Here is a 21,458-nt window from a genome sequence, read left to right as displayed (position 1 = left end):
GCAGGCGCTATTCACCCAGTGATGGCTTTGCCAAGCTAGCCGCGCTCACAACGGAGCCACAACTCATTCGTCAACAACCCGTGCGGCCAACGTGATGCGGTGCCGTCCCGCCGGCACCGCGAAGGCCGGTCCGGCTGGCCGACCGTCAAATTGCACACTGAGCCCGCCAGGCAGCCCATGCAGGGTGATCCGGGCGGCGGTGTCGGTGGCCACCGTGATCGTCGATGCCGGCAAGGCGGCCAGTCCGGCCCGCTGGACATCAACCGTGATCCCGGCTACGCCGGTGAGCCGCAGCGTGAGATACGGCAACGGACCGACCGGCGGGCCCACCCGCCAGTCCAGTTCGCTGTACACACCCGGGGTCGGGTCGAAGTTCAGGATGAACCCGCGATGATGCCGAACGGTGTGGGTGGGGTCCGGGCGCGCATACGAACGTGCGTCGACTTCGGCGACGGCCCCGCGCCGCGCCGTCACAGCGGGGTCCGCCGTCAGATCCGACAGCCACCACACCCGATGCGGCCCGATACCCAGGTCATCGCGCACCAATTGCGGATGCCACGCAAACGTGATGTGTCCCGGATCCGCTTGGCGTAAGCCGGTTTCCATGTGGGCGATCGGGTCTTCGAACTTGTCCTGCAACACCCAGGCGATGTGATCCTCGAGCGGATACACGGTGAATCGGTGCCGGTAGCCCAGCCTGTCGAGTTCGAGCACCTGTTCGGCGGCCGACGGGAACGGCACCAGCTCGTCGACCAGCCCGTGCGCGATGACATAGGGCAGCCAGCGGGCGTTCACCAGCAGCTTCCAGGTATCGCCCTCGCGGGCACACGGCGAGTCCGGGTCGAGATCGGCCGGGATGTCGACGTCGGGAAGCAGCCGCACCCCGCACGCCGGCGGACCGGCCAGCACGACCGCCTGCGAAAACACTTGCGGATAAGTCAATCCCAACTTGTAGGCCGCATAACCACCCATCGAGTAGCCCGAGATCACGGTGCGATTGGGATCGGTGCCCAGTTGTTCGGCGACGCGCGCCCACACTTCCCATACGTCGAGTTCTCCGGTGTCGAAATACCACGTCGACGGGCCTCGGGCCAGCGGCGTGACCACCACCGAGTCGCGGCCCTCGCACACTTGATGCAGCAAACGGGGGTCGATGGCGGCGAACTGGCTCTGTCCCAGGGCGAGCGAATGCAGCAACAGGGTCAAGGGCAGCGTGCGGCCCGGCTTGAAAGTCGAGGGCAGGCATACCGAATACGGCTGCACCCGGCCGAGGAACTGCGGCTTGGTGCTCAAGATGTCGTCCGCGGCGACACCCTGGCCCAACTCGACCGAGGACACGTACCACCGCGTCGACGGGCCGGTGATCACCGGCTCGGCGGCGGTCTCGCCGACCGCCAGCCGATCCCACGCCACCTTAACGGCGAACTTCGACACGTCGCCGCCGGTCAAGGCCTCGGCCTGGGCGGAATCCGACCAGAAGTTCAGGTGCGGCGGCTCCTGTTCGTCGGTGCGGAACGCGACGTTGTAGACGTTGGGCTGCCCGGGCAGCGCACCATGCTCGGCGGGCACGTCGACGAACGCGTCACCCGACCCATTGGCCAGCCCCGATGCCAGCCGCACCGTCCAGGTGCCGGCCGGCTCCAGCAAGGTCCGCGGCACCTGCGCCAGAAACGATCGCGAGCCCATGTCGACGCTGTGCTGTACGGGCGTGGCGGACTGGGTGGTCAGGTCGATCAGCGCGGCGCCACTGCCCGAAATCAGCAGGGCCATGTCGATTCCGGCCGAGCGCACCCCGGCCCCGGCGGGCCACTGCTGGGGCGCGTTTCGGGCTGGGTCGGTGTCGAGGGTGAACAGCGCGATGGGAACCGACGCGTCGAGCAAGGTGTTCCAGTCGATCCGCCACCACGTGTGGGTCGCGGTGAGCCCGATCGCGACCCGGAAGATGTCGGCGCCGTTGCGGGCAGCGGGACCATCGGGATAGATGTAGGTGCCGCGCGGCGGCGCCTGCACTTTCAGGTCGCCGATCGGCAGGCCGGTCGCCCCGTGGTCGTCGTACAGGAAATCGGTCCAAAAGAGGGCACCGCCGGCCATGCGGCCGGTGCCACAGGTCCGCGGAAACTCCTCGCCGAACGGCCATCCCGACGGCACCGGAAGTTGCGGCTCGGGGCGTAGGGCCGCCGGCGGCACCCCCTCGGGCATCCCGCCGACCGCGACGAGCTCACCCGGTGGCGCGGGTGCCGGTGCGGCGGGATGCACCAGTGTGTCGGCGATGTGGCGTGCGATGCGAATCGGAAGCAGAGTCAAATCGAGAAGTGACATCAAGCCCAAACGTACGCGCCGCAGAGGCCCGGATGCTAAGCCGCCGGCACCACGATCAAGTCGTGCGGCCGGTTGTTGACGGCCAGGCCGCCGTCGTCGGTCACGACGACGATGTCCTCGATGCGGGCACCCCATAGGCCCGGGAAGTAAATGCCGGGCTCGATAGAGAAGGCCATGCCCGCGGCCAGCGGCAGGTCATTACCCGCGACGATGTAAGGCTCCTCGTGAACGGACAGCCCGATGCCGTGGCCGGTGCGGTGCACAAAAGCCTCCGCAAGCCCGGCGTCGGCCAGCACGTCGCGTGCGGCCGCGTCGACCTGCTCGGCCGTCACGCCCGGACGCACCGCGTCGACGGCCGCGCGTTGGGCGCGCTGTAGCACCGAATAGCGCTGCGCCACCTCGGGTTTCGGCTCGCCGATGCTGTAGGTGCGGGTCGAGTCGGAGTGATACCCGGGCTCGTACGCCCCGCCGATGTCGACGACGACGATGTCACCGACTTGCAGTTCGCGATCCGAGTAGCCGTGGTGCGGGTCGGCGCTGTGCGGTCCGGAGCCAACGATGATGAAAGATACCTCTGAATGCCCTTCGGCGACAATCGCTTCCGCGATGTCGGCGGCCACGTCGGTCTCGGTGCGGCCGGGGACCAGAAACTCCGGCACCCGGGCATGCACGCGATCGATGGCCGCGCCTGCTTTGCGCAGCGCGTCTATTTCGCCTTCCTCCTTGACCATCCGCAGCGTGCGCATCACGTCGGTGGCCAGGACGGGCAGCACTCCGAGCACGCCGGCCAGCGGCAGCAGGTGCAGGGCCGGCATGGAATCGGTGACGGCTGCGGCCGCGGGACCGCCGCCGAACGCCGCTCCGACCAGTTGGTAAGGGTCGTCCCCGTCCACCCAATCCCGCACCGCCAGCCCCAGTTCCGCGATGGCCGACCCCTTGAGCGAGGCCAGCTCGAGCCGCGGGACGACCACCGTCGGGTCACCGGACGCCGGCAGAACCAGTGCCGTGAAACGCTCGTGGGTCTGGGCGCGCGAACCGACGAGGTAACGCAGGTCGTACCCAGGCGTGATTACCAGCCCGGACAACCCCGCGTCTGCGGTCGCCGCGGCCGCCGCCGCCAGCCGGCGGGCATACACCCCGGCGCCGAACCGATGAGATTCCATGGCAGCCAGGCTAACCGGTTGGCGTCGGCGCTGGCAGGATAGCCAGCATGCCTGCGGCCTCAGCTACGAGCGGCGACCCGCTACGCCCGGCTTCGCCGCGCTTGCGATCGCCGCTACTGCTACTCGACGGGGCCAGCATGTGGTTCCGGTCGTATTTCGGGGTGCCGTCCTCGATCACCGCCCCAGATGGCCGGCCCGTCAACGCCGTGCGCGGATTCATCGACTCGATGGCCGTGGTGATCAACCAACAACGCCCCAGTCGGCTGGTGGTGTGCCTGGACCTGGATTGGCGACCGCAGTTCCGGGTGGACCTCGTCCCCTCCTACAAGGCGCATCGTGTCGCGCAGCCAGAGCCCGCAGGTGAGCCGGACGTCGAGGAGGTCCCCGACGACCTGACACCGCAGATCGACATGATCATGGACCTGTTGGACGCCTTCGGGATCCCGACCGCGGGCGCCGAAGGATTCGAGGCCGACGATGTGCTCGGCACGCTCGCCGCCCGAGAACGCCGTGACCCGGTGGTGGTGGTCAGTGGCGACCGCGACCTGTTGCAGGTGGTGTCGGACGATCCCGTTCCGGTCCGGGTGCTCTACCTGGGCCGCGGGCTGACCAAAGCCACCCTGTTCGGGCCGCCTGAGGTCGCCGAACACTACGGTGTGCCGGAGGATCGGGCGGGGCCGGCCTACGCCGAATTCGCGCTGATGCGCGGCGATCCGTCCGACGGCCTGCCGGGCGTCCCGGGCGTCGGCGAGAAGACGGCGGCGACCCTGCTGGCTCAGCACGGATCGCTGGAACAAATCCTGGCGGCCGCCTACGATCCGAAATCGAAGATGGCCAAGGGTTTGCGCTCGAAACTGCTGGGCGCGACCGACTACATCGAGGCCGCGGGGCAGGTGGTGCGGGTGGCCACCGACGCGCCCGTCAGCTTGTCGACGCCGACCGACGCGCTACCACTGGTGGCCGACGACCCGCAACGCACGGCGAAGCTGGCGACCAAACTGGGCGTCGGGTCCTCGATAGCCCGGTTGCAGAAAGCGCTCGACGCGCTGCCGACGTAGCCGGCTATTGCGGGCGGCCGACCTCGTAGGTGCCCTTGTTGTCCTGGAAGGTCACCGTCACGTGCTTGGGGGCGCCGTCAATGCTGACGTCGCAGTCGAAGGTGGCACCCTTCTTGACGGTGGGGTTCTGGCCGTGGTTGCACTTGACGTTCTGGACGTTCTTGGCCCCATAGCCGTTGGTCTCGTCGGACAGGACTTGCTGCACACCGGTCTGCGCCTTGTTGACGTCCAGCTTGGTGGTGACGAAGAACCCGGGCTGCCAGAAGCCGAGTATCAGTACGACCGCAATGAGCAGGAACGCGATCACCCCGCCCACGCCGGCGATTACGCCGACCGACCGCTTCTTGGCCGGCTGCTGCTCGTACGGCGGGTACTGCTGCGGGTACTGGCCCGGCTGACCGTATTGTCCGGGCTGACCGTACTGTCCCGGCTGACCGTATTGCCCCGGCTGCTGGTACTGACCCGGCTGGCCGTATTGCCCCGGCTGCCCGTACTGGCCGGGCTGCGCATATTGACCGGGCTGCCCGTATTGCCCGGGCTGCTGATATCCGGGCTGCTGCGGGTATTGCTGAGGGTAGGCCTGCTCGGCCGGCTGTTGGTACTGCGGGTAATCGGCGGGCGGCGTGTAAGCCGGGGCCTGCCAGGTCGCCTCCTGGCCCGGCTGCTGCTGCCAGGGCGAGCCGACCTGGGTCGGCTCGGAGGAGTGATCGCCCTGGCCGGGCGGTTGCCACTGCTGTTCCGGTCCCTGCGGTCCGCTCATCGTCTCTCCTCAGCCCCTTGTGTCTCGGCACGAATCATCGGCGTTGTGATTTCCGCATCTACGGTAGCTTCGGCTCAGCCTACCCGGCGTCAACAGCGACGACGCCGCGCCGAACGTCGTTGATGGCGCGCTTGGCGGTGGCGCGCAGCTCGGGGTCCGGGGCGGCGTTGCGAATCTGGTCCAACAGATCGAGCACCTGCCGGCACCAGCGCACGAAATCCCCCGCCAGCAGCGGCGAGCCGGTGCCGGCCGGGTCGACGGCCGCCAGCGCGGCGGCCAGGTCGCCGGTCTTGGCCCAGCGATACATGACGTTGACGAAACCGTCGTCGGGCTCCCGACTGGGTGCGATCCGGTGTGTCTGCTCGTCGGTGCGCAACGCATACGACAACCGCGACGTTTGCTGCAGCGCCTGCCGCACGTGCTGGGTGGGCGCCTCGGCGGCGAAGGCCGCCCGCGGGCCCTCAGAGCCCCTGCTCTCGTACAGCACCGCCGAGACCACCGCGGCCAGCTCGGCGGGCTTCAGATCGGCCCACGCGCCGGTGCGCAGGCATTCGGCGACCAGGAGGTCGCTCTCGCTGTAGATGCGAGCCAGCAGCCGGCCGTCGTCGGTGACGTGGGGATCGGTTTCCGGGCCTCGAATGAAGCCACGCTCGGTGAGCAGGCCGACGATCCGGTCGAACGTCCGCGCCAGCGAATTGGTCGCGGCGGCAACCTTTTTCTCCAATTGGGCGTTGTCGCGTTCGATGCGCAGGTAGCGCTCGGCCTGCCGGACCTGGGCCTCCACGCCGGGTTCGTTGTGCGACGGGTGCCGACGAAGCTCCTCGCGCAACGACGCCAGCTCGGGGTCGTGGAAGCCGTCGTCGTCGCCGCGACCGCTGCGCCGCCTCGCCGGAACGGCCAACCCGGCGGCCGCCGACCGCAGCGCGGACGCCAGGTCACGACGGACCCGCGGTTGCCGGTGCTCGACCCTCTTGGGCAACGGCATCGAACCGACCGGGGCCGCCGCTCCCGAGTAGTCGGCCGTCGAAATCCGGCCGGCCCAGCGGTTTTCGGTGAGCACCAGCGGGCGCGGATCGTCGCCGTCGCGGGCGGATTCCAATACCACCGCCAGCCCGCCGCGCCGGCCGTGGGTGATGTTGATGATGTCCCCGCGCCGCAGCGCGGCCAGCGCGTCACTGGCCGCCTGCCGCCGCTGCAGCCGCGACGCGCGGGACTGCGCGCGCTCCATCTCGGTGATGCGCGCACGCATCCGGGCATAGTCCAGGATCGGCGCCTTCGGCCCGCCGAGCTCGGCGGCGATCTCGCCGAGCATCGCCGTGCCGCGCTCGATGCCGCGGACCAGGCCGACCACCGAGCGGTCGGCCTGATACTGGGCGAACGACTGCTCCAGCAGCCGATGGGCCTGCTCGGGACCCATCTGTTGCACGAGGTTGATCGTCATGTTGTACGACGGGGCGAACGAGCTGCGCAGCGGGAAGGTGCGGGTGGACGCCAGGCCCGCCACGGCGGCCGGCTCGGTGTTCTCGTCGGTGGGATTCCACAGCACCACCGCGTGGCCCTCGACGTCGATGCCGCGCCGCCCGGCGCGCCCGGTCAGCTGCGTGTACTCCCCCGGCGTCAGCGGCATGTGCTGCTCGCCGTTGAACTTCACCAGACGTTCGAGCACCACCGTGCGGGCGGGCATGTTGATGCCGAGCGCCAAGGTCTCGGTAGCGAAGACCGCCTTGACCAGCCCGGCGGTGAACAGCTCCTCGACGGTGTGCCGGAAAACAGGCAACATCCCGGCGTGGTGGGCCGCCAGACCGCGCAACAGCCCCTCGCGCCACTCGTAGTAGCCGAGCACCGCCAGGTCGGCGTCGGCAAGATCACCGCACCGGTGCTCGATCACCTCGGCGATCTGCGCGCGCTCCTCCTCGGTGGTCAGCCGCAGCGGCGAGCGCAGGCACTGCTGGACGGCGGCGTCGCAGCCGGCGCGGGAGAACACGAACGTGATCGCCGGCAGCAGCCCCTCGGAGTCCAGCGTCGCGATCACGTCCGCCCGGCCGGGCGGACGATAGAACCGCGGCCGGCCAGGCGCACCGCGCCCGCCCCGCGACCTGCGCGGCTGCCAGTCCGACATCCGGTCCGCCTCCCGGCGATGCGCGATGTGGCGCACCAGGTCCGGGCTCACGCGCGACTCGTGGCCGGCGATCGGCTGTCCGCCGGCTTCGGAGCCGCGGTAGTCGAACAGGTCGAAGAGGCGCTTGCCCACCAAGACGTGTTGCCACAGCGGCACCGGCCGATGCTCGTCGACCACTACGGTCGTATCGCCCCGCACCGTCTGGATCCAGCCGCCGAATTCCTCGGCGTTGCTCACCGTCGCCGACAGGCTGACCACTCGCACCTCGTCGGGCAGGTGCAGGATCACTTCCTCCCATACCGGGCCGCGCATCCGGTCGGCCAGGAAATGCACCTCATCCATCACCACGTAGGAAAGCCCTTGCAGCGCAGGCGAATCGGCGTAGAGCATGTTGCGCAGCACCTCAGTGGTCATCACCACCACGGGAGCGTCGGCGTTCACCGACATGTCACCGGTCAGCAGGCCGATCCGGTCGCGCCCGTAGCGCGCGGTCAGGTCGGTGTGCTTCTGATTGCTCAGCGCCTTGAGTGGCGTGGTGTAGAAGCACTTGCCGCCCGCGGCCAGCGCCAGGTGCACGGCGAATTCGCCCACCACCGTCTTGCCCGCCCCCGTCGGCGCGCAGACCAGCACGCCGTGACCGCGCTCGAGCGCGGCGCACGCCCGCTGCTGAAAGCCGTCAAGCGCAAAGGGCAGTTCCGCGGTGAATCGGGTCAGCTCGACGAGCTCCGTCACGTCCTGTGGCACCGACGGGTTAGGTGACATCGTCATGCTGGCCGGTGAACGACGGCTCCCAGACCGGGTCCTGTACCGGTGCGGGCGGCTCGATGACCGATGCCTCGTCGTCCGGGATCACCGCCTGGGCTTCGCGCTTGGCCTTCCGCCTGTCGTGCAGGCGGGCGATCTGGATGGCGAACTCGAGGAGCACCGACAGCGCCACGCCGAGGGCGGTCATCGAGAACGGGTCGGACCCGGGGGTGAAGACGGCCGCGAACACGAACATCGCGAAAATCAGGCCGCGCCGCCACGACTTGAGCCGCTCGTAGGGCAGCATGCCCGTCATGTTGAGCATGACGATCAGCAGCGGAAATTCGAAGCTGACCCCAAACACGACCAACAGGTTGATCAGGAATCCGAAATACCGGTCCCCGGACAGCGCGGTCACCTGCACGTCGCTGCCGACGGTCAGCAAGAAGCCCAGCGCCTTGGACAGCACGAAGTACGCCAGCACCGCGCCAGCGACGAACAGCACGGCCGCGGGGACGACGAACCCGACCGCGAAGCGCCGCTCCTTCTGGTAGAGCCCCGGCGTGATGAACGCCCACAGCTCGTAGAACCACACAGGGCAGGCCAGCACGACCCCGGCGGTCAGCCCGACCTTGAGCCGCAACATGAACTGGTCGAACGGGGCCGTGGCCAGCAGCCGGCATTGACCGTCGGCACTGATGCTCGCGCGTGCGGATTGAGGCAGCGAGCAGTACGGATGGCGCAGCCACTCGCCGAGGCTTTCCAGCCCGAAGATCGAATGCGAGTACCAGACGAACCCGAAGATCGTGGTGACCAGGATGGCGGCCAGCGAGAGCAGCAGACGCGTGCGCAGCTCCGTCAGGTGGTCGACGAGCGACATCGTCGCGTCGGGATTGGTGCGGCTGCGCCTGTTACGCGGATTGAGGCGCCTCAGCACGCCGGCAGTGCGCGCTGAAACCTTGAAAACTTTCACGACGCTCGTTCAGTGGCGTTCGGGCACCGCGACGACGATGGCCGGCTACGCCGGGCGAGCTTCGGAGTGCCCCTGCTCGGGAGCCGCCGCCGGGGCGTCGACCCGCTGCGACTGCACGGGAGTGGGGTTCGCGGCGGAGGGGGCACTGTTGGTCGCGCTGTTCGTCTCCAGGGCCGACGACTCCGCTTTGTTCTCGCTCTGCATTTCGCGCAGCTCAGACTTGAAGATGCGCATCGACTTGCCCAACGAACGTGCTGCATCGGGGAGCTTCTTGGCACCAAAAAGCAGGATCACCACCACGGCGAGGATCGCCCAGTGCCACGGACTAAGACTGCCCACTTTGATTACCTCCAGACGTCTACCCGATGCTACCGCAGTGCGACGGTCCCCCGGGGCGCCCGCGCCGTGACCTCAGTGGGTAAGCGCCTGATAGGACTCGCACGCCGCGGCCGCCGCATCCCGGACACGTCTCGCGAGTGATTCCGGTTCAAGCACCCGCACGTCCGACCCAAAGCCCAGCACGAGGCGCGTCATCCAGTCCTCGGAGGCGTAGGTCATCACCGCGTCGCAGGATCCGTCCGGCAACTCCCGCACCTCACGCATCGGGTAGTACTCGAACATCCACGACGCCGAGGGCGCGACCCGCAGTTTGGCCGACGGCAGTGACGGATCTCCGTCGAACAACGACGTGTCCGGCGGGGCCTGCAGCGCCAGTTCGGGCGGGGCCGCCGGCTCGTCCAACTCGGTGGCATCGACGATCCGGTCGAAGCGGAACAGCCGCACACCGTCCGATTCCCGCGACCAGGCCTCCAGGTAGCTGTGGCCACCGATCAGCAGTACCCGGACGGGGTCGACGATCCGGCTGGTAAGGGTGTCATGCGACGCGGAGTAATAGTCGATGGCCAGCGCGCGTTTGTGCTGGACGGCCGTGCGGACCGCGGCCGCCGCGCGGCTTTCCGCGGGCGCGGGCTCGTCGACCGCTGCCACCGAGCCGGTGGCGTCGTGCCCGATGGCGCCGGCCGCGGCCTCGATCTTGGCGATCGCGCTGCGTGCCGCCTCCGGGTCGACGACGCCCGGGATATCGGCGAGTGCCCGCAACGCCACCAACAGACCGGTGGCCTCCGGTGAGGTGAGCTTGAGCGGCCGGTCGATGCCCGCGGAGAACGTCACCTCGATGGTGTCGCCGGAGAATTGGAAGTCGATCAGGTCACCCGGGTAGTAACCGGGCAGGCCGCACATCCACAGCTGGTTGAGGTCCTCTTCCAGTTGCTTGGCGGATACCCCGAGGTCGGCGGCCGCCTTGGCCCGAGTGACCCGCGGGTTGGCCTGGAAATACGGCACCATGTTGAGCAGCCGGATCAATCGCGTGGATATGGGGGTCATGGCTGGTTCGCCTCCTCCACGTGGGCGCGCAGCCGCGCCAGCACGTCGTCGCGCAGGGACTGCGGCTCGAGCACTATGGCGTCGGCCCCATAGCCGGCGATGTCGCGGGCCAACCGGTCGCTGGATCCGATGTCGATTTCGACCACGTCGCCGTCGCGGCCGCCCAGCTGCCGCGTGCCGGTCGACGTCCCGGCGCGCCGCAACGCGGTGGCCCGCCCGTCGGCGACCCACACCCGCGCCTGCCCACCGGTCGGGATCTCGGCCACCGTGCGGGCGACGATCTGGCGCAGGTCCACGTCCTCGGGCACGACGACCACCCCGGGTGGGCCGATCGGCCTGACCTCGGCGCCGATTCGCGACAGCCGAAAGGTGCGAGTGGCGTCGCGGTCGCGGTCGTGGCCCACCAGATACCAGCGACCCTTCTGGGTCACGACGCCCCACGGTTCCACGGTGCGCATGCTGTACGGCTCGGCCCGCGACGGCCGGTGCGGGAACTGCACCGCCTGCCGGGAATCGATGGCCGACAACAGGACTCCGAGAACCTCCTCCGACCCGCGCAGCCCGGGCACGCCGGCCGGGGAGGCGATGGCCACCGGCGCGTCGGGGTCGACGTCCACCCCGGCAGCACGCAGCTTGAGCAACGCGCCCTGGGTGGCGGTGATCAGCTCGGGCGACTCCCACAATTGCGTCGCGACGGCTACCGCGGCCGCCTCGTCCGAAGTCAGCTCGACTGCCGGCAGCGAGTAGGCGTCGCGGTTGATGCGGTAGCCCTCGGTGGGATCCTGGGCCGACGCCCTGCCGACCTCCAGCGGTATGCCCAGATCGCGCAGCTCGTTCTTGTCGCGCTCGAACATGCGGGAGAACGCCTCGGCGCTGGGACTGTCCGCGTACCCGGCCACGCTGGACCTGATCTTCTCCGCGCTGATGTAGCCGCGGGTGGACAGCAGGGCGATGACGAGATTGACCAACCGCTCGACTTTCGAGGTCGCCATTCGCACCAGGTTATAGCTGGCGCTCGCGCCGCGCCTGCACCGGCTGGCGAGTCGCACCATTAACAATCGCCACACCAGTCACGAGCCGGCGAGCACCACAGCCTTCGAGAATTTGATAGCGCCGGCGCTATCACGTTTCCGGCGGGAGCATGGGCCGCCCTGGCGGGACTGGTGTGACTGGTGCGACCAATGGTGAGCGGTGGAGCTACATGCTGGCGATCAGCCGCTTGACCCGCTCGTCGACCGCCCGGAAGGGGTCTTTGCACAGCACGGTGCGTTGGGCCTGGTCGTTGAGCTTGAGGTGCACCCAGTCGACGGTGAAGTCGCGGCCCGCGGCCTGGGCGGCGCTGATGAACTCGCCACGCAGCCGGGCGCGGGTGGTCTGGGGCGGATGGTCGACCGCCTCCGTGATTTCCTCGTCGGTGGTCACGCGCGCCGCAAGGCCCTTGCGCTGCAGCAGGTCGAACACGCCGCGCCCGCGCTTGATGTCGTGATAGGCCAGGTCCAGCTGGGCGATCTTGGGGTCGGACAGCTCCATGTTGTAGCGGTCCTGGTAGCGCTGGAACAGCTTGCGCTTGATCACCCAGTCGATTTCGGTGTCGACCTTGGCGAAGTCCTGGCTCTCGACAGCGTCGAGCTGACGCCCCCACAGGTCCACGACCTGCTCGATCTGGGCGTTGGGCTCGCGGGTCTGCAGGTGTTCGACGGCGCGGGTGTAGTACTCGCGCTGGATGTCCAGCGCGCTGGCCTGACGCCCGCCGGCCAGCCGCACCGGCCGGCGGCCGGTGACATCGTGGCTGACCTCCCGGATGGCGCGGATGGGGTTGTCCAGCGAGAAGTCGCGGAAGGGAACGCCGGCCTCGATCATTTCCAGCACCAGCGCCGCGGTCCCCACCTTGAGCATGGTGGTGGTCTCGCACATGTTGGAGTCGCCGACGATCACGTGCAACCGCCGGTACTTCTCGGCGTCGGCGTGCGGCTCGTCGCGGGTGTTGATGATCGGACGGCTGCGGGTGGTGGCCGAGGAGACACCCTCCCAGATGTGCTCGGCACGTTGGGAAAGGCAGAACGTCGCCGCCTTGGGGGTTTGCAGCACCTTGCCGGCCCCGCAGATCAGCTGGCGGGTGACCAGGAACGGCAGCAACACATCGGAGATCCGGGAGAACTCGCCGGCCCGCACGATCAGGTAGTTCTCGTGGCAGCCGTAGGAGTTGCCCGCCGAATCGGTGTTGTTCTTGAACAGGTAGATGTCGCCGCCGATGCCCTCGTCGGCGAGCCGCTGTTCGGCGTCGATGAGCAGGTCTTCCAGCACCCATTCGCCGGCCCGGTCGTGGGTGACCAGCTGTACCAGGCTGTCGCACTCGGCCGTCGCGTACTCGGGGTGGCTGCCCACGTCGAGATACAGGCGGGCACCGTTGCGGAGGAAAACGTTGGAGCTGCGCCCCCAGGACACGACGCGCCGGAAGAGATAACGGGCGACCTCGTCCGGGGACAGGCGGCGATGGCCGTGGAAGGTGCAGGTGACACCGAACTCGGTCTCGATGCCCATAATTCGTCGCTGCACGTAATCGAGGGTACTGGTTGTCCGACCGGGAGGGCGCGGAAGCCGCGCCTACGGGTCCCGACGACTTTCCCGCGGCCCGCTAGCGCCTCCGGCGACGGCTCACCAGCACCCTGGGTACCAGCGGTCCCAGAACCGCACCCGTGCGCTCGGTGTTCTGCCGATAGCGAACACGCGCGGACACGCCCGATTCAGCCCGCGGAGTCGCCGTTGGAATCCGGCGCTTCGCCGTTGCTTTCCGGCTGCTTCGAATCTCCCTCGTGCAACAGGTTTTCCAGGGCGGCCCGGTTGATCCGCCGGAACGCCCGCCGCGGCCGGCTGACGTCCAGGATGGCAACCTCCAGGCTGCCCACATCCGGAGAAAGATCCCCGTTGGAACCGTCGGCACTGCCGGCCCGCAACGCCTTCACAGCGATCTGCGTCGCGTCGCGCAGGTCGGCGTTCTCGGCGTAGGACTCCTTGAGCGCGGTGGTGATCGGCTCCGTCGTACCGCCCATCACCACGAAATGCGGCTCATCGGCGATCGACCCGTCGTAGGTGATGCGGTACAACTCAGGCGGTTTCGTCTCGCCGTAGTGCGCCACCTCGGCGACGCACAACTCCACCTCGTACGGCTTGGCCTGCTCGGTGAAGATGGTGCCCAAAGTCTGGGCGTAGACGTTGGCCAGCTGGCGGCCGGTGACGTCGCGGCGGTCGTACGCGTAGCCCCGGGTGTCGGCGAACTGGATTCCGCCGCGCCGCAGATTATCGAACTCGTTGAACTTGCCCGCGGCTGCGAAGCCCACGCGATCGTAGAGCTCGCTGATCTTCTGCAGGGACCGCGACGGGTTCTCCGCCACAAACAGCACACCACCGGCGTAGACCAGCGCGACCACGCTCTTGCCGCGCGCGATGCCTTTGCGTGCGAGCTCGCTGCGCTCGCGCATCGCCTGCTCGGGCGATATGAAATAAGGAAAGCTCACTTCTCACCGCCATCGGGGCCGAAAGTATCGGCGCGCGAGCGACTTTCGATAACTTCGCGGGCCAGCTCGGCGATCCGCCGCTCGGGCACCTCGGCCGCCCCTTCGGCACCGATGGTGACCGCCGTCGGGTAAATACCGCGCACCAAGTCGGGTCCGCCGGTGGCGGAATCGTCATCGGCGGCGTCGTACAGCGCCTCGACGGCCACCCGCACCGCGGAATCGGCGTCGACGACGCGCGAGTACAACTTCTTGATCGACGACTTGGCGAAGATCGACCCCGACCCCACCGACTGGTAGCCCTCTTCTTCCACGTTCCAGCCGCCGGCGGCGTCGAACGAGACGATCCGGCCGGCTCCCTCGGGGTCGGCCGCGTGGATGTCGTAGCCCGCCAGCAGCGGCAGCGCCACCAGTCCCTGCATCGCGGCGGCCAGGTTTCCGCGCACCATGATCGCGAGCCGGTTCACCTTGCCGGCGAACGTGAGCGGCACACCTTCGAGCTTCTCGTAGTGCTCGAGTTCCACCGCGTAGAGGCGGGCGAACTCGACGGCGATGGCCGCGGTGCCCGCGATGCCCGTGGCGGTGTAGTCGTCGGTGACGTATACCTTTTTCACGTCACGCCCGGCGATCATGTTGCCCTGGGTAGAGCGACGGTCGCCGGCGATGACAACGCCACCGGGATATTTCAGGGCCACGATGGTCGTGCCGTGCGGCAGCTGCGAGCCGGCCCCGCCGGCTTGCGCGCCGCCGAGAGTCGCCGGCAGCAGCTCCGGCGCTTGACGGCGCAGGAAGTCAGCAAACGACGACAGGTCTACGGCGGGATTTGCCGGGAGGGGGGAGTTAGCGGAGAGACGGTCAGAGAAGGGCCAGGTCACTGTCCGCCCTTTTGGACGTATGCCCGGACGAAGTCTTCAGCGTTCTCTTCGAGGACGTCATCGATCTCGTCGAGCAGATCGTCGGTGTCCTCGGCTAGCTTCTCGCGGCGCTCCTGGCCCGCGGCCGTGCTGTCGGCGAAATCGTCGTCGTCGCCACCACCACCGCCACGCTTGGTCTGCTCCTGAGCCATCGCCGGCCTCCTGCTTCATGTGAACTTGTTCAGCGGCTTGCTTGGTTCGTCAGCCACACTGCCCCGCTGGTATCTCTACCCTACCGGTCAACCCCGACGTTCCCCGGTTTAACCGGCTCAGCTGGTGAGTTGTTCCACCAGTTCGGCGGCGCTATCCACCGAATCCAGCAGTGCTCCGACGTGCGCCTTACTGCCGCGCAGCGGCTCAAGCGTCGGAATCCGAACCAGCGAGTCGCCACCCAGGTCGAAGATCACCGAGTCCCAACTGGCCGCGGCGATGTCGGCGCCGAACCTGCGCAGGCATTCACCCCGGAAGTACGCGCGCGTGTCCGTCGGCGGGTTGTCCACGGCCTCCAGCACCTGGTGTTCGGTGACCAGACGCTTCATCGAGCCACGCGCGACGAGCCGGTTGTACAGGCCCTTGTCCAGCCGGACATCGGAATACTGCAGATCGACCAGGTGTAGCCGCGGCGCCGACCAGCTGAGATTCTCCCGCTGCCGGAAGCCCTCCAGCAGCCGCAGCTTGGCCGGCCAGTCGAGCACCTCGGCGCATTCCATCGGGTCCCGCTCGAGTTGGTCGAGCACCTGGGCCCAGGTCTGGACGATGTCGGCGGCGCGGGGGTCGGGGTCGCGGCTGTCGACCAGCTTCGCCACCCGGTCCAGGTAAATCCGTTGCAACGCAAGGGCCGTCAATTCGCGACCGTCGGCCAGCGCCACGACGGCCCGCAGGGACGGATCGCGGCTGATCGCGTGGACCGCGTGCACCGGCCTGGCCAGCACCAAGTCGCTCAGGTCGATCCCGTGCTCCGGGCCGACTTCGATCAGGTCCAGCACCAGCGCCGTGGTGCCCAGCTTCAGATAGGTCGACGTCTCGGCCAGGTTGGCGTCGCCGATGATGACGTGCAACCTGCGGTACCGGTCGGCGTCGGCGTGCGGTTCGTCGCGGGTGTTGATGATGCCCCGCTTGAGCGTGGTTTCGAGGCCGACCTCGACCTCGATGTAATCGGAGCGCTGCGACAGCTGGAAGCCGGGCTCGTCACCGGACGGCCCGATGCCGACCCGGCCGGAGCCGGTCACCACCTGCCGGGACACCAGAAAGGGGGTCAGTCCGGCGATGATCGACGAAAACGGCGTCTGCCGCGACATCAGGTAGTTTTCGTGCGCGCCGTAGGAGGCGCCTTTGCCGTCCACATTGTTCTTGTAGAGCTGCAGCTTGGCGGCCCCGGGCACGCTGGCGACGTGCCGGGCGGCGGCCTCCATCACCCGCTCGCCGGCCTTGTCCCAGACGACCGCGTCGAGCGGGTCGGTGCACTCGGGCGCCGAGTACTCGGGATGGGCGTGGTCGACGTAGAGCCGCGCCCCGTTGGTCAGGATCATGTTGGCGGCGCCGACCTCGTCGGCGTCGACCACCGGGGGCGGACCCGCCGAGCGGCTCAGGTCGAAACCGCGGGCGTCGCGCAGTGGCGATTCCACCTCGTAGTCCCATCGGGTGCGCTTGGCGCGTTGAATGCCGGCGGCGGCCGCATAGGCCAACACCGCTTGGGTCGAGGTGAGGATCGGGTTGGCGGTCGGGTCGGACGGCGACGAAATGCCGTACTCGACCTCCGTCCCGATAATCCGTTGCATGCGTTCAGCGTAGGCCGGGCGACGATCCGTCCTCGCGCAGGGGGAAAACGCCCGGCACGAGGTTGCCGCGCCACTAGGGTGACCGGATGTGGACCCAACTCCGCGCCGCACGCCGGACCGCAGGCAGGCGGCCGCGGCTGAACAGTGGTTCTTAGAGCGTGGGTTGCCGTCGGTGCTGACCCGGCGCGGCCGGTGGCGGCGGCTGTGGCCGCGGTGCGCTCCCGCGCTGGCGGCCTGGGCGGCGGTGGAGGTCTGCCTGCTGGGCGTCTATTTCGTCAGCGACGGCAAAGAGGTCTTCATCAGCGGAACGCCGACGACTCACCAGTGGGTGATTCTGGCGCTGCTCGCGGTCGCTCTCCCGCTGGCCGCCCTGGCCGGTTGGCTGGTATCGCGGACGTCGAGCGGGCGCAACCGCGCGACCGTCGCGACCGTGGCACTGGGCCTCGCGATCGCGTGCGGTGTCATCGAATCCGGCCCCATGCAGTTGACCCGGCACGCCGTCATCCTGGTCCTGGTGTTGGTGCTGACCGGCAGCGGCGTTGGGTCGGTGTTCGCGTGGGCGGTGCGCATGACGATGGAGCACCTGTCCACGGTTGGCACGCTGGCGGTCCGCGCCCTGCCCATCGTGCTGCTGACCGCGTTGGTGTTCTTCAACACCTACGTCTGGCTGATGGCGGCGAACATCAACGGCGAAAGACTTTCGCTGGCAATCGTTTTCCTGCTCGGCATTGCGGGGACCTTCGTCGTGTCCAAGACCGTGGAACGAGTGCGACCCCTGTTGAAGTCGACGGCGTCGCTGCCCCAAGGTAGTGAGAACCTCGACGGCACACCGTTTGCGACGATGCATGACCCCGCGGCCGGCACCCCCCTGAAACGCGCAGAACGCCTCAACGTGGTGTTCCTGCTTGCGACCTCACAACTCATCGAGATCCTGGTGGTGGCCGCCGTCGGCGCGACGATGTATCTGGTGCTGGGCCTGATTATCTTGACGCCACCACTACTCAAGGAATGGGCGCACAACACGGCCACCACCTCGACGGTATTCGGCTTCACGTTCCCGGCGCCAGATTCGCTGATCCACATGTGCCTGTTCCTGGGCGCGCTGACGTTCATGTACATCAGCGCCCGCGCGGTCGACGACGCCGAGTATCGGGGGATGTTCCTCGACCCGCTGATCGACGATCTACACACCGCCCTGGCGGCCCGCAACCGCTACCGCGGCGCGGTCGCGCCGTCCGCGCTTGCTGTTGACGGCACCGACGGTAGTGACTAACTTCACCGTGTGTCCGCCCCCGAATCCGACCACGTCGGTAAACACTCGCTCGACCTGGCCGGAAAACGCTACGGCGAAGTGCTACTGGTAACTTCCGGCGAGGCCGGCCCGCAGGCAACGGTCTACAACAGCTTTCCGCTCAACGACTGCCCCGCCGAACTGTGGTCCGCGCTCGACCCGCACGCCATCGCCGCCGAAAACGGCGTGGCCGCAGCGCTGCTCAACGGTCCGCGGTACTGGCTGATGAACGCCATCGAGAAACAAGCCCAAGGTCCGCAGGTGACCAAGACCTTCGGCGGCATCGAGATGATCCAGCAGGCGACGGTCCTGTTGTCCTCGATGAATCCCGCGCCCTATGTCCCCAACAAGGTCAATCGCCACACCGTCTTCGTCTTCAACGCCGGACAACAGATCTACGAACTCATCGACCCCCAGGGACAGCACTGGGTGATGCAGACCCTGAGCCAAGTCGCCGACCCCAACCTGTCGCAAGCCGATTTGCCGCGACTCGCCGACCGGCTCGACCTGCCGGCGGGGTGGACCTACCAGCCCCGTGTCCTCACCGACGAGCTGCGCGTGGACACCCGGACCCGGGCGGCCCAAGTGCTGCAGGACAATCTGACCAACAGCTACTCGTTGGTGACCGACTGACGCTGAACCGCACCGCGCCGGCGCGCCGCCTTACAGGTATTGGCCGAGGTTGGATTCGGTGTCGATGGCCCGCGATGCGCTCGAGCTCTTGCCGGTGACCAGCGTGCGGATGTAGACGATCCGCTCGCCCTTCTTACCCGAAATCCGTGCCCAGTCATCGGGGTTGGTGGTGTTGGGCAGGTCCTCGTTCTCGGCGAACTCGTCCACGATCGAGTCGAGCAGATGCTGGATGCGCAGACCCGGTTGCCCGGTTTCCAGCACCGACTTGATCGCGTTCTTCTTCGCCCGGTCGACGACGTTCTGGATCATGGCTCCGGAGTTGAAGTCCTTGAAGTACATGACTTCCTTGTCACCGTTGGCGTAGGTGACCTCCAGGAACCGGTTGTCGTCGATCTCGGCGTACATCCGCTCGACGACCTTTTCGATCATCGCCCGGATGCAGGCCGAACGGTCGCCCCCGAACTCGGCGAGATCGTCGGCATGCACCGGCAGCGTCTCGACCAGGTACTTCGAGAAGATGTCTTGCGCCGCTTCGGCATCGGGCCGCTCGATCTTGATCTTCACGTCCAGACGGCCGGGCCGCAGGATCGCGGGGTCGATCATGTCCTCACGGTTGGAGGCGCCGATCACGATGACGTTCTCGAGCCCCTCCACCCCGTCGATCTCACTCAGCAGCTGCGGGACCACGGTGGTCTCGACATCGGAGGAGACGCCGGTGCCGCGGGTGCGGAATATCGAGTCCATCTCGTCGAAGAACACGATCACCGGTGTTCCCTCGGACGCCTTCTCGCGGGCCCGCTGGAAGATCAGCCGGATGTGCCGCTCGGTCTCGCCGACGAACTTGTTCAGCAGCTCCGGGCCCTTGATGTTGAGGAAGTAGGACTTCGCCTCGCGCGCGTCGTCCCCACGCACCTCGGCCATCTTCTTCGCCAGCGAGTTCGCCACCGCCTTGGCGATCAACGTCTTCCCACAGCCGGGCGGGCCGTACAGCAACACACCCTTGGGCGGGCGCAGCGCGTACTCCCGGTACAGCTCCTTGTGCAGGAAGGGCAGCTCCACCGCATCGCGGATCTGCTCGATCTGGCGAGTCAGGCCACCGATGTCCTGGTAGCTGACGTCGGGCACCTCTTCCAGCACCAGGTCTTCGACCTCGGCCTTGGGGATGCGCTCGAACGCGTAGCCCGCCTTGGTGTCGACCAGCAACGAGTCGCCCGGCCGCAGCTTGCGCGGCCTGGTGTCGTCGTTGAGGGCGTCGGGGTGTCCCTCCGGCAGGTCCTCGGCCACCAGCGGCTCCGCCAGCCAGACGATGCGCTCCTCGTCGGCGTGACCGACGACCAACGCGCGGTGCCCGTCGGCCAACAGCTCACGCAACGTGGAGATCTCGCCGACCGATTCGTAGGTGCCGGCCTCGACGACCGTCAGCGCCTCGTTGAGGCGAACCGTCTGGCCCTTGCGCAGCGACGCGACCTCGATGTTCGGCGAGCAGGTCAGGCGCATCTTGCGGCCCGAGGTGAACACATCGACGGTGTCGTCCTCGTGCGCGCCCAACAATACGCCGTAACCACTCGGCGGCTGCCCGAGCCGATCGACTTCCTCCCGCAACGCCAGTAGTTGCTGGCGCGCCTCTTTGAGCGTCTCCATCAACTTCGAGTTGCGGGCCGCAAGCGAGTCGATGCGGGCTTCCAGTTGATGCACATCGCGCGCGGAGCGGGCGCCGCCTTGCCCGGCCGCATGCTCGAGTTGCTCGCGCAGCAGCGCTGCCTCGCGGCGTAATTCTTCCAATTCGGCAGCATCGCCGGGGGACATGCCTGACTCACGGGGGGTACCGAATGATTCAGAACGCTCTGAGCCACCCATGTTGCGCTCCTTTCCCACACCGAATTGGCGCGGTGGATACTTCAAAGCTACCGGCGATTGACCAATGATGTGCGGAGTCAAATACCCACGAAAAGTTAAGATTTTCGTCTCGCTGGTAATCTCGGCCACTAATCTCGCTGATCGAAAGGGCCGCTGTGACCGCAAAAAGCCTCGCCACCGGCCTAGTCGGCTCAGCCGACGTCGGCGCGGCGAGCGCGGGTGTGAGTTCAGTTGCACCCGTTGGCCCGACCGCGCGCCGGGTGCCCCCTCCGCACAGCGTCCCGACCCCGCAGCCGGCCTGATCGACGGGATGCACCGACACCTGTCCGCAACGTTGAGCGCCGCCACCATCCTGGCGGCGGTCGGACTCTCGGGATGTTCGTCGCATCAGCAACCCCGAATTGCCTCCTCCGTGCCCGCGGCGGCCCCAGCCACGTCGAGCACGGTCGCTAGTTTTCCGACTACCCCGCTGCCGACGCCTGAAGCCCTTACCGACATCTTGACCCGGCTCGTCGACCCGAACGTATCCGGTATCAACAAGGTGGGTCTGGTCGAAGGCGCGACCCCCGAAAGCGCGGACACCCTGGGCAAGTTTTCCAACGCGTTGCGCGACAACGGCTACCTACCCATGAACTTCGTCGCGCACGACATCGCCTGGTCGGACAAGACCCCCGCCGACGTGGTGGCGACCATCGACGTCAACACCGCCCAGCCGGCAAACGCCAGCTTTCACTTCCCCATGGAATTCACGCCCTTCCAAGGGGGTTGGCAGTTGTCCCGGCGAACCGGCGAAATGCTGTTGGCGATGGGCAAGTCGCCGGCGGTGACCCCGCCCCCCAGCCCGGCACCGGCGCCGCCTCCGGTGCCTGTGGCTTATACACATCTCCCAGCCCACGAGACTACGCTGCATCGCGGAAGGCGGATTGTGCATGTAAAAAAAAAGAGGGGGGGGGG

At 67.8% G+C, this 21,458-nt stretch carries 17 protein-coding genes and 1 pseudogene; 4 read left to right on the top strand and 14 right to left on the bottom strand.

What is annotated here, in order from left to right; translation table 11 throughout:
- Positions 1–63: 63 nt before the first annotated feature.
- Positions 64–2,319, bottom strand: coding sequence for an alpha/beta hydrolase-fold protein (locus tag A5773_RS07205; RefSeq protein WP_067790339.1), 2,256 nt, complete (start codon positions 2,317–2,319; stop codon positions 64–66).
- Between the two features lie 35 nt (positions 2,320–2,354).
- Positions 2,355–3,482 (bottom strand): Xaa-Pro peptidase family protein, encoded by a 1,128-nt coding sequence (locus A5773_RS07200; protein WP_067790336.1) that lies wholly within the window; start codon positions 3,480–3,482, stop codon positions 2,355–2,357.
- Positions 3,483–3,583: 101 nt separating this feature from the next.
- Here A5773_RS07200 and A5773_RS07195 point away from each other — a divergent pair, with 101 nt between their 5' ends.
- Positions 3,584–4,540, top strand: coding sequence for a 5'-3' exonuclease (locus tag A5773_RS07195; RefSeq protein ID WP_067790333.1), 957 nt, complete (start codon positions 3,584–3,586; stop codon positions 4,538–4,540).
- A 4-nt stretch (positions 4,541–4,544) separates the two neighbouring features.
- Here A5773_RS07195 and A5773_RS07190 read toward each other — a convergent pair whose 3' ends face one another.
- The 11 genes from A5773_RS07190 to dop form a co-directional block, all read right to left on the bottom strand.
- A complete protein-coding gene (locus A5773_RS07190; protein ID WP_067790330.1) occupies positions 4,545–5,300 on the bottom strand; it encodes a DUF4333 domain-containing protein in 756 nt (251 codons plus the stop codon).
- 79 nt (positions 5,301–5,379) lie between these two features.
- On the bottom strand, positions 5,380–8,151 hold the full coding sequence (locus A5773_RS07185; RefSeq protein WP_066949061.1) for an RNA helicase: 2,772 nt from the start codon (positions 8,149–8,151) through the stop codon (positions 5,380–5,382).
- A 19-nt stretch (positions 8,152–8,170) separates the two neighbouring features.
- Entirely contained in the window at positions 8,171–9,136 is a 966-nt protein-coding gene (gene tatC, locus A5773_RS07180; protein ID WP_156659271.1) for a twin-arginine translocase subunit TatC, read from the bottom strand.
- Positions 9,137–9,181: 45 nt separating this feature from the next.
- Positions 9,182–9,475 (bottom strand): Sec-independent protein translocase subunit TatA, encoded by a 294-nt coding sequence (tatA, locus tag A5773_RS07175; RefSeq protein WP_066949072.1) that lies wholly within the window; start codon positions 9,473–9,475, stop codon positions 9,182–9,184.
- A 72-nt stretch (positions 9,476–9,547) separates the two neighbouring features.
- Entirely contained in the window at positions 9,548–10,519 is a 972-nt protein-coding gene (locus A5773_RS07170; RefSeq protein ID WP_066949075.1) for a YafY family protein, read from the bottom strand.
- On the bottom strand, positions 10,516–11,511 hold the full coding sequence (locus A5773_RS07165; RefSeq protein ID WP_066949162.1) for a YafY family protein: 996 nt from the start codon (positions 11,509–11,511) through the stop codon (positions 10,516–10,518). The genes A5773_RS07170 and A5773_RS07165 overlap by 4 nt, the downstream gene beginning before the upstream one ends.
- A gap of 205 nt (positions 11,512–11,716) precedes the next feature.
- Positions 11,717–13,075 carry a Pup--protein ligase gene (pafA, locus tag A5773_RS07160; protein ID WP_156622714.1) on the bottom strand — a complete coding sequence of 453 codons (1,359 nt, stop codon included), beginning with the start codon at positions 13,073–13,075 and terminating at the stop codon, positions 11,717–11,719.
- Between the two features lie 188 nt (positions 13,076–13,263).
- On the bottom strand, positions 13,264–14,034 hold the full coding sequence (gene prcA, locus A5773_RS07155) for a proteasome subunit alpha (protein ID WP_066949081.1): 771 nt from the start codon (positions 14,032–14,034) through the stop codon (positions 13,264–13,266).
- Positions 14,031–14,906, bottom strand: coding sequence for a proteasome subunit beta (prcB, locus tag A5773_RS07150; RefSeq protein ID WP_066949083.1), 876 nt, complete (start codon positions 14,904–14,906; stop codon positions 14,031–14,033). The genes prcA and prcB overlap by 4 nt, the downstream gene beginning before the upstream one ends.
- Complete coding sequence (locus tag A5773_RS07145) at positions 14,903–15,097, bottom strand: ubiquitin-like protein Pup (RefSeq protein ID WP_007170369.1); 195 nt, start codon at positions 15,095–15,097, stop codon at positions 14,903–14,905. The genes prcB and A5773_RS07145 overlap by 4 nt, the downstream gene beginning before the upstream one ends.
- 117 nt (positions 15,098–15,214) lie before the next feature.
- A complete protein-coding gene (gene dop, locus A5773_RS07140; RefSeq protein ID WP_066949085.1) occupies positions 15,215–16,723 on the bottom strand; it encodes a pup deamidase/depupylase in 1,509 nt (502 codons plus the stop codon).
- Positions 16,724–16,811: 88 nt separating this feature from the next.
- Here dop and A5773_RS07135 point away from each other — a divergent pair, with 88 nt between their 5' ends.
- Positions 16,812–17,996 carry a hypothetical protein gene (locus tag A5773_RS07135; RefSeq protein ID WP_067790327.1) on the top strand — a complete coding sequence of 395 codons (1,185 nt, stop codon included), beginning with the start codon at positions 16,812–16,814 and terminating at the stop codon, positions 17,994–17,996.
- A gap of 9 nt (positions 17,997–18,005) precedes the next feature.
- Positions 18,006–18,647: a hypothetical protein gene (locus tag A5773_RS07130; RefSeq protein ID WP_066949089.1), complete on the top strand. Its 642-nt coding sequence runs from the start codon at positions 18,006–18,008 to the stop codon at positions 18,645–18,647.
- A 30-nt stretch (positions 18,648–18,677) separates the two neighbouring features.
- On the opposite strand, the gene arc is transcribed toward A5773_RS07130, so the two are convergent.
- The gene (gene arc / locus A5773_RS07125) at positions 18,678–20,504 is read right to left on the bottom strand and encodes a proteasome ATPase (protein WP_066949164.1); all 1,827 of its coding nucleotides are present in this window, start codon (positions 20,502–20,504) and stop codon (positions 18,678–18,680) included.
- Between the two features lie 310 nt (positions 20,505–20,814).
- Between arc and A5773_RS07120 the strand changes: the two are divergent.
- Positions 20,815–21,372 (top strand): annotated as a pseudogene (locus A5773_RS07120) (hypothetical protein); the annotation flags it as partial.
- Positions 21,373–21,458 lie beyond the last annotated feature (86 nt).

Origin of the sequence: Mycobacterium sp. 852014-52450_SCH5900713, assembly GCF_001667075.1 — a bacterium.
GTDB lineage: Bacteria > Actinomycetota > Actinomycetes > Mycobacteriales > Mycobacteriaceae > Mycobacterium.
Note: the sequence above shows the minus strand (reverse complement) of the source record. Positions and strands in the feature narration are given on the sequence as shown.

Coding starts and splice junctions, on each gene's coding strand:
- A5773_RS07205 (WP_067790339.1), bottom strand. CDS start 2,319: ATGTCACTTCTCGATTTGACTCTGCTTCCGATTCGCATCGCACGCCAC.
- dop (WP_066949085.1), bottom strand. CDS start 16,723: ATGCAACGGATTATCGGGACGGAGGTCGAGTACGGCATTTCGTCGCCG.
- arc (WP_066949164.1), bottom strand. CDS start 20,504: ATGGGTGGCTCAGAGCGTTCTGAATCATTCGGTACCCCCCGTGAGTCA.
- A5773_RS07200 (WP_067790336.1), bottom strand. CDS start 3,482: ATGGAATCTCATCGGTTCGGCGCCGGGGTGTATGCCCGCCGGCTGGCG.
- A5773_RS07190 (WP_067790330.1), bottom strand. CDS start 5,300: ATGAGCGGACCGCAGGGACCGGAACAGCAGTGGCAACCGCCCGGCCAG.
- A5773_RS07165 (WP_066949162.1), bottom strand. CDS start 11,511: ATGGCGACCTCGAAAGTCGAGCGGTTGGTCAATCTCGTCATCGCCCTG.
- A5773_RS07170 (WP_066949075.1), bottom strand. CDS start 10,519: ATGACCCCCATATCCACGCGATTGATCCGGCTGCTCAACATGGTGCCG.
- A5773_RS07145 (WP_007170369.1), bottom strand. CDS start 15,097: ATGGCTCAGGAGCAGACCAAGCGTGGCGGTGGTGGTGGCGACGACGAC.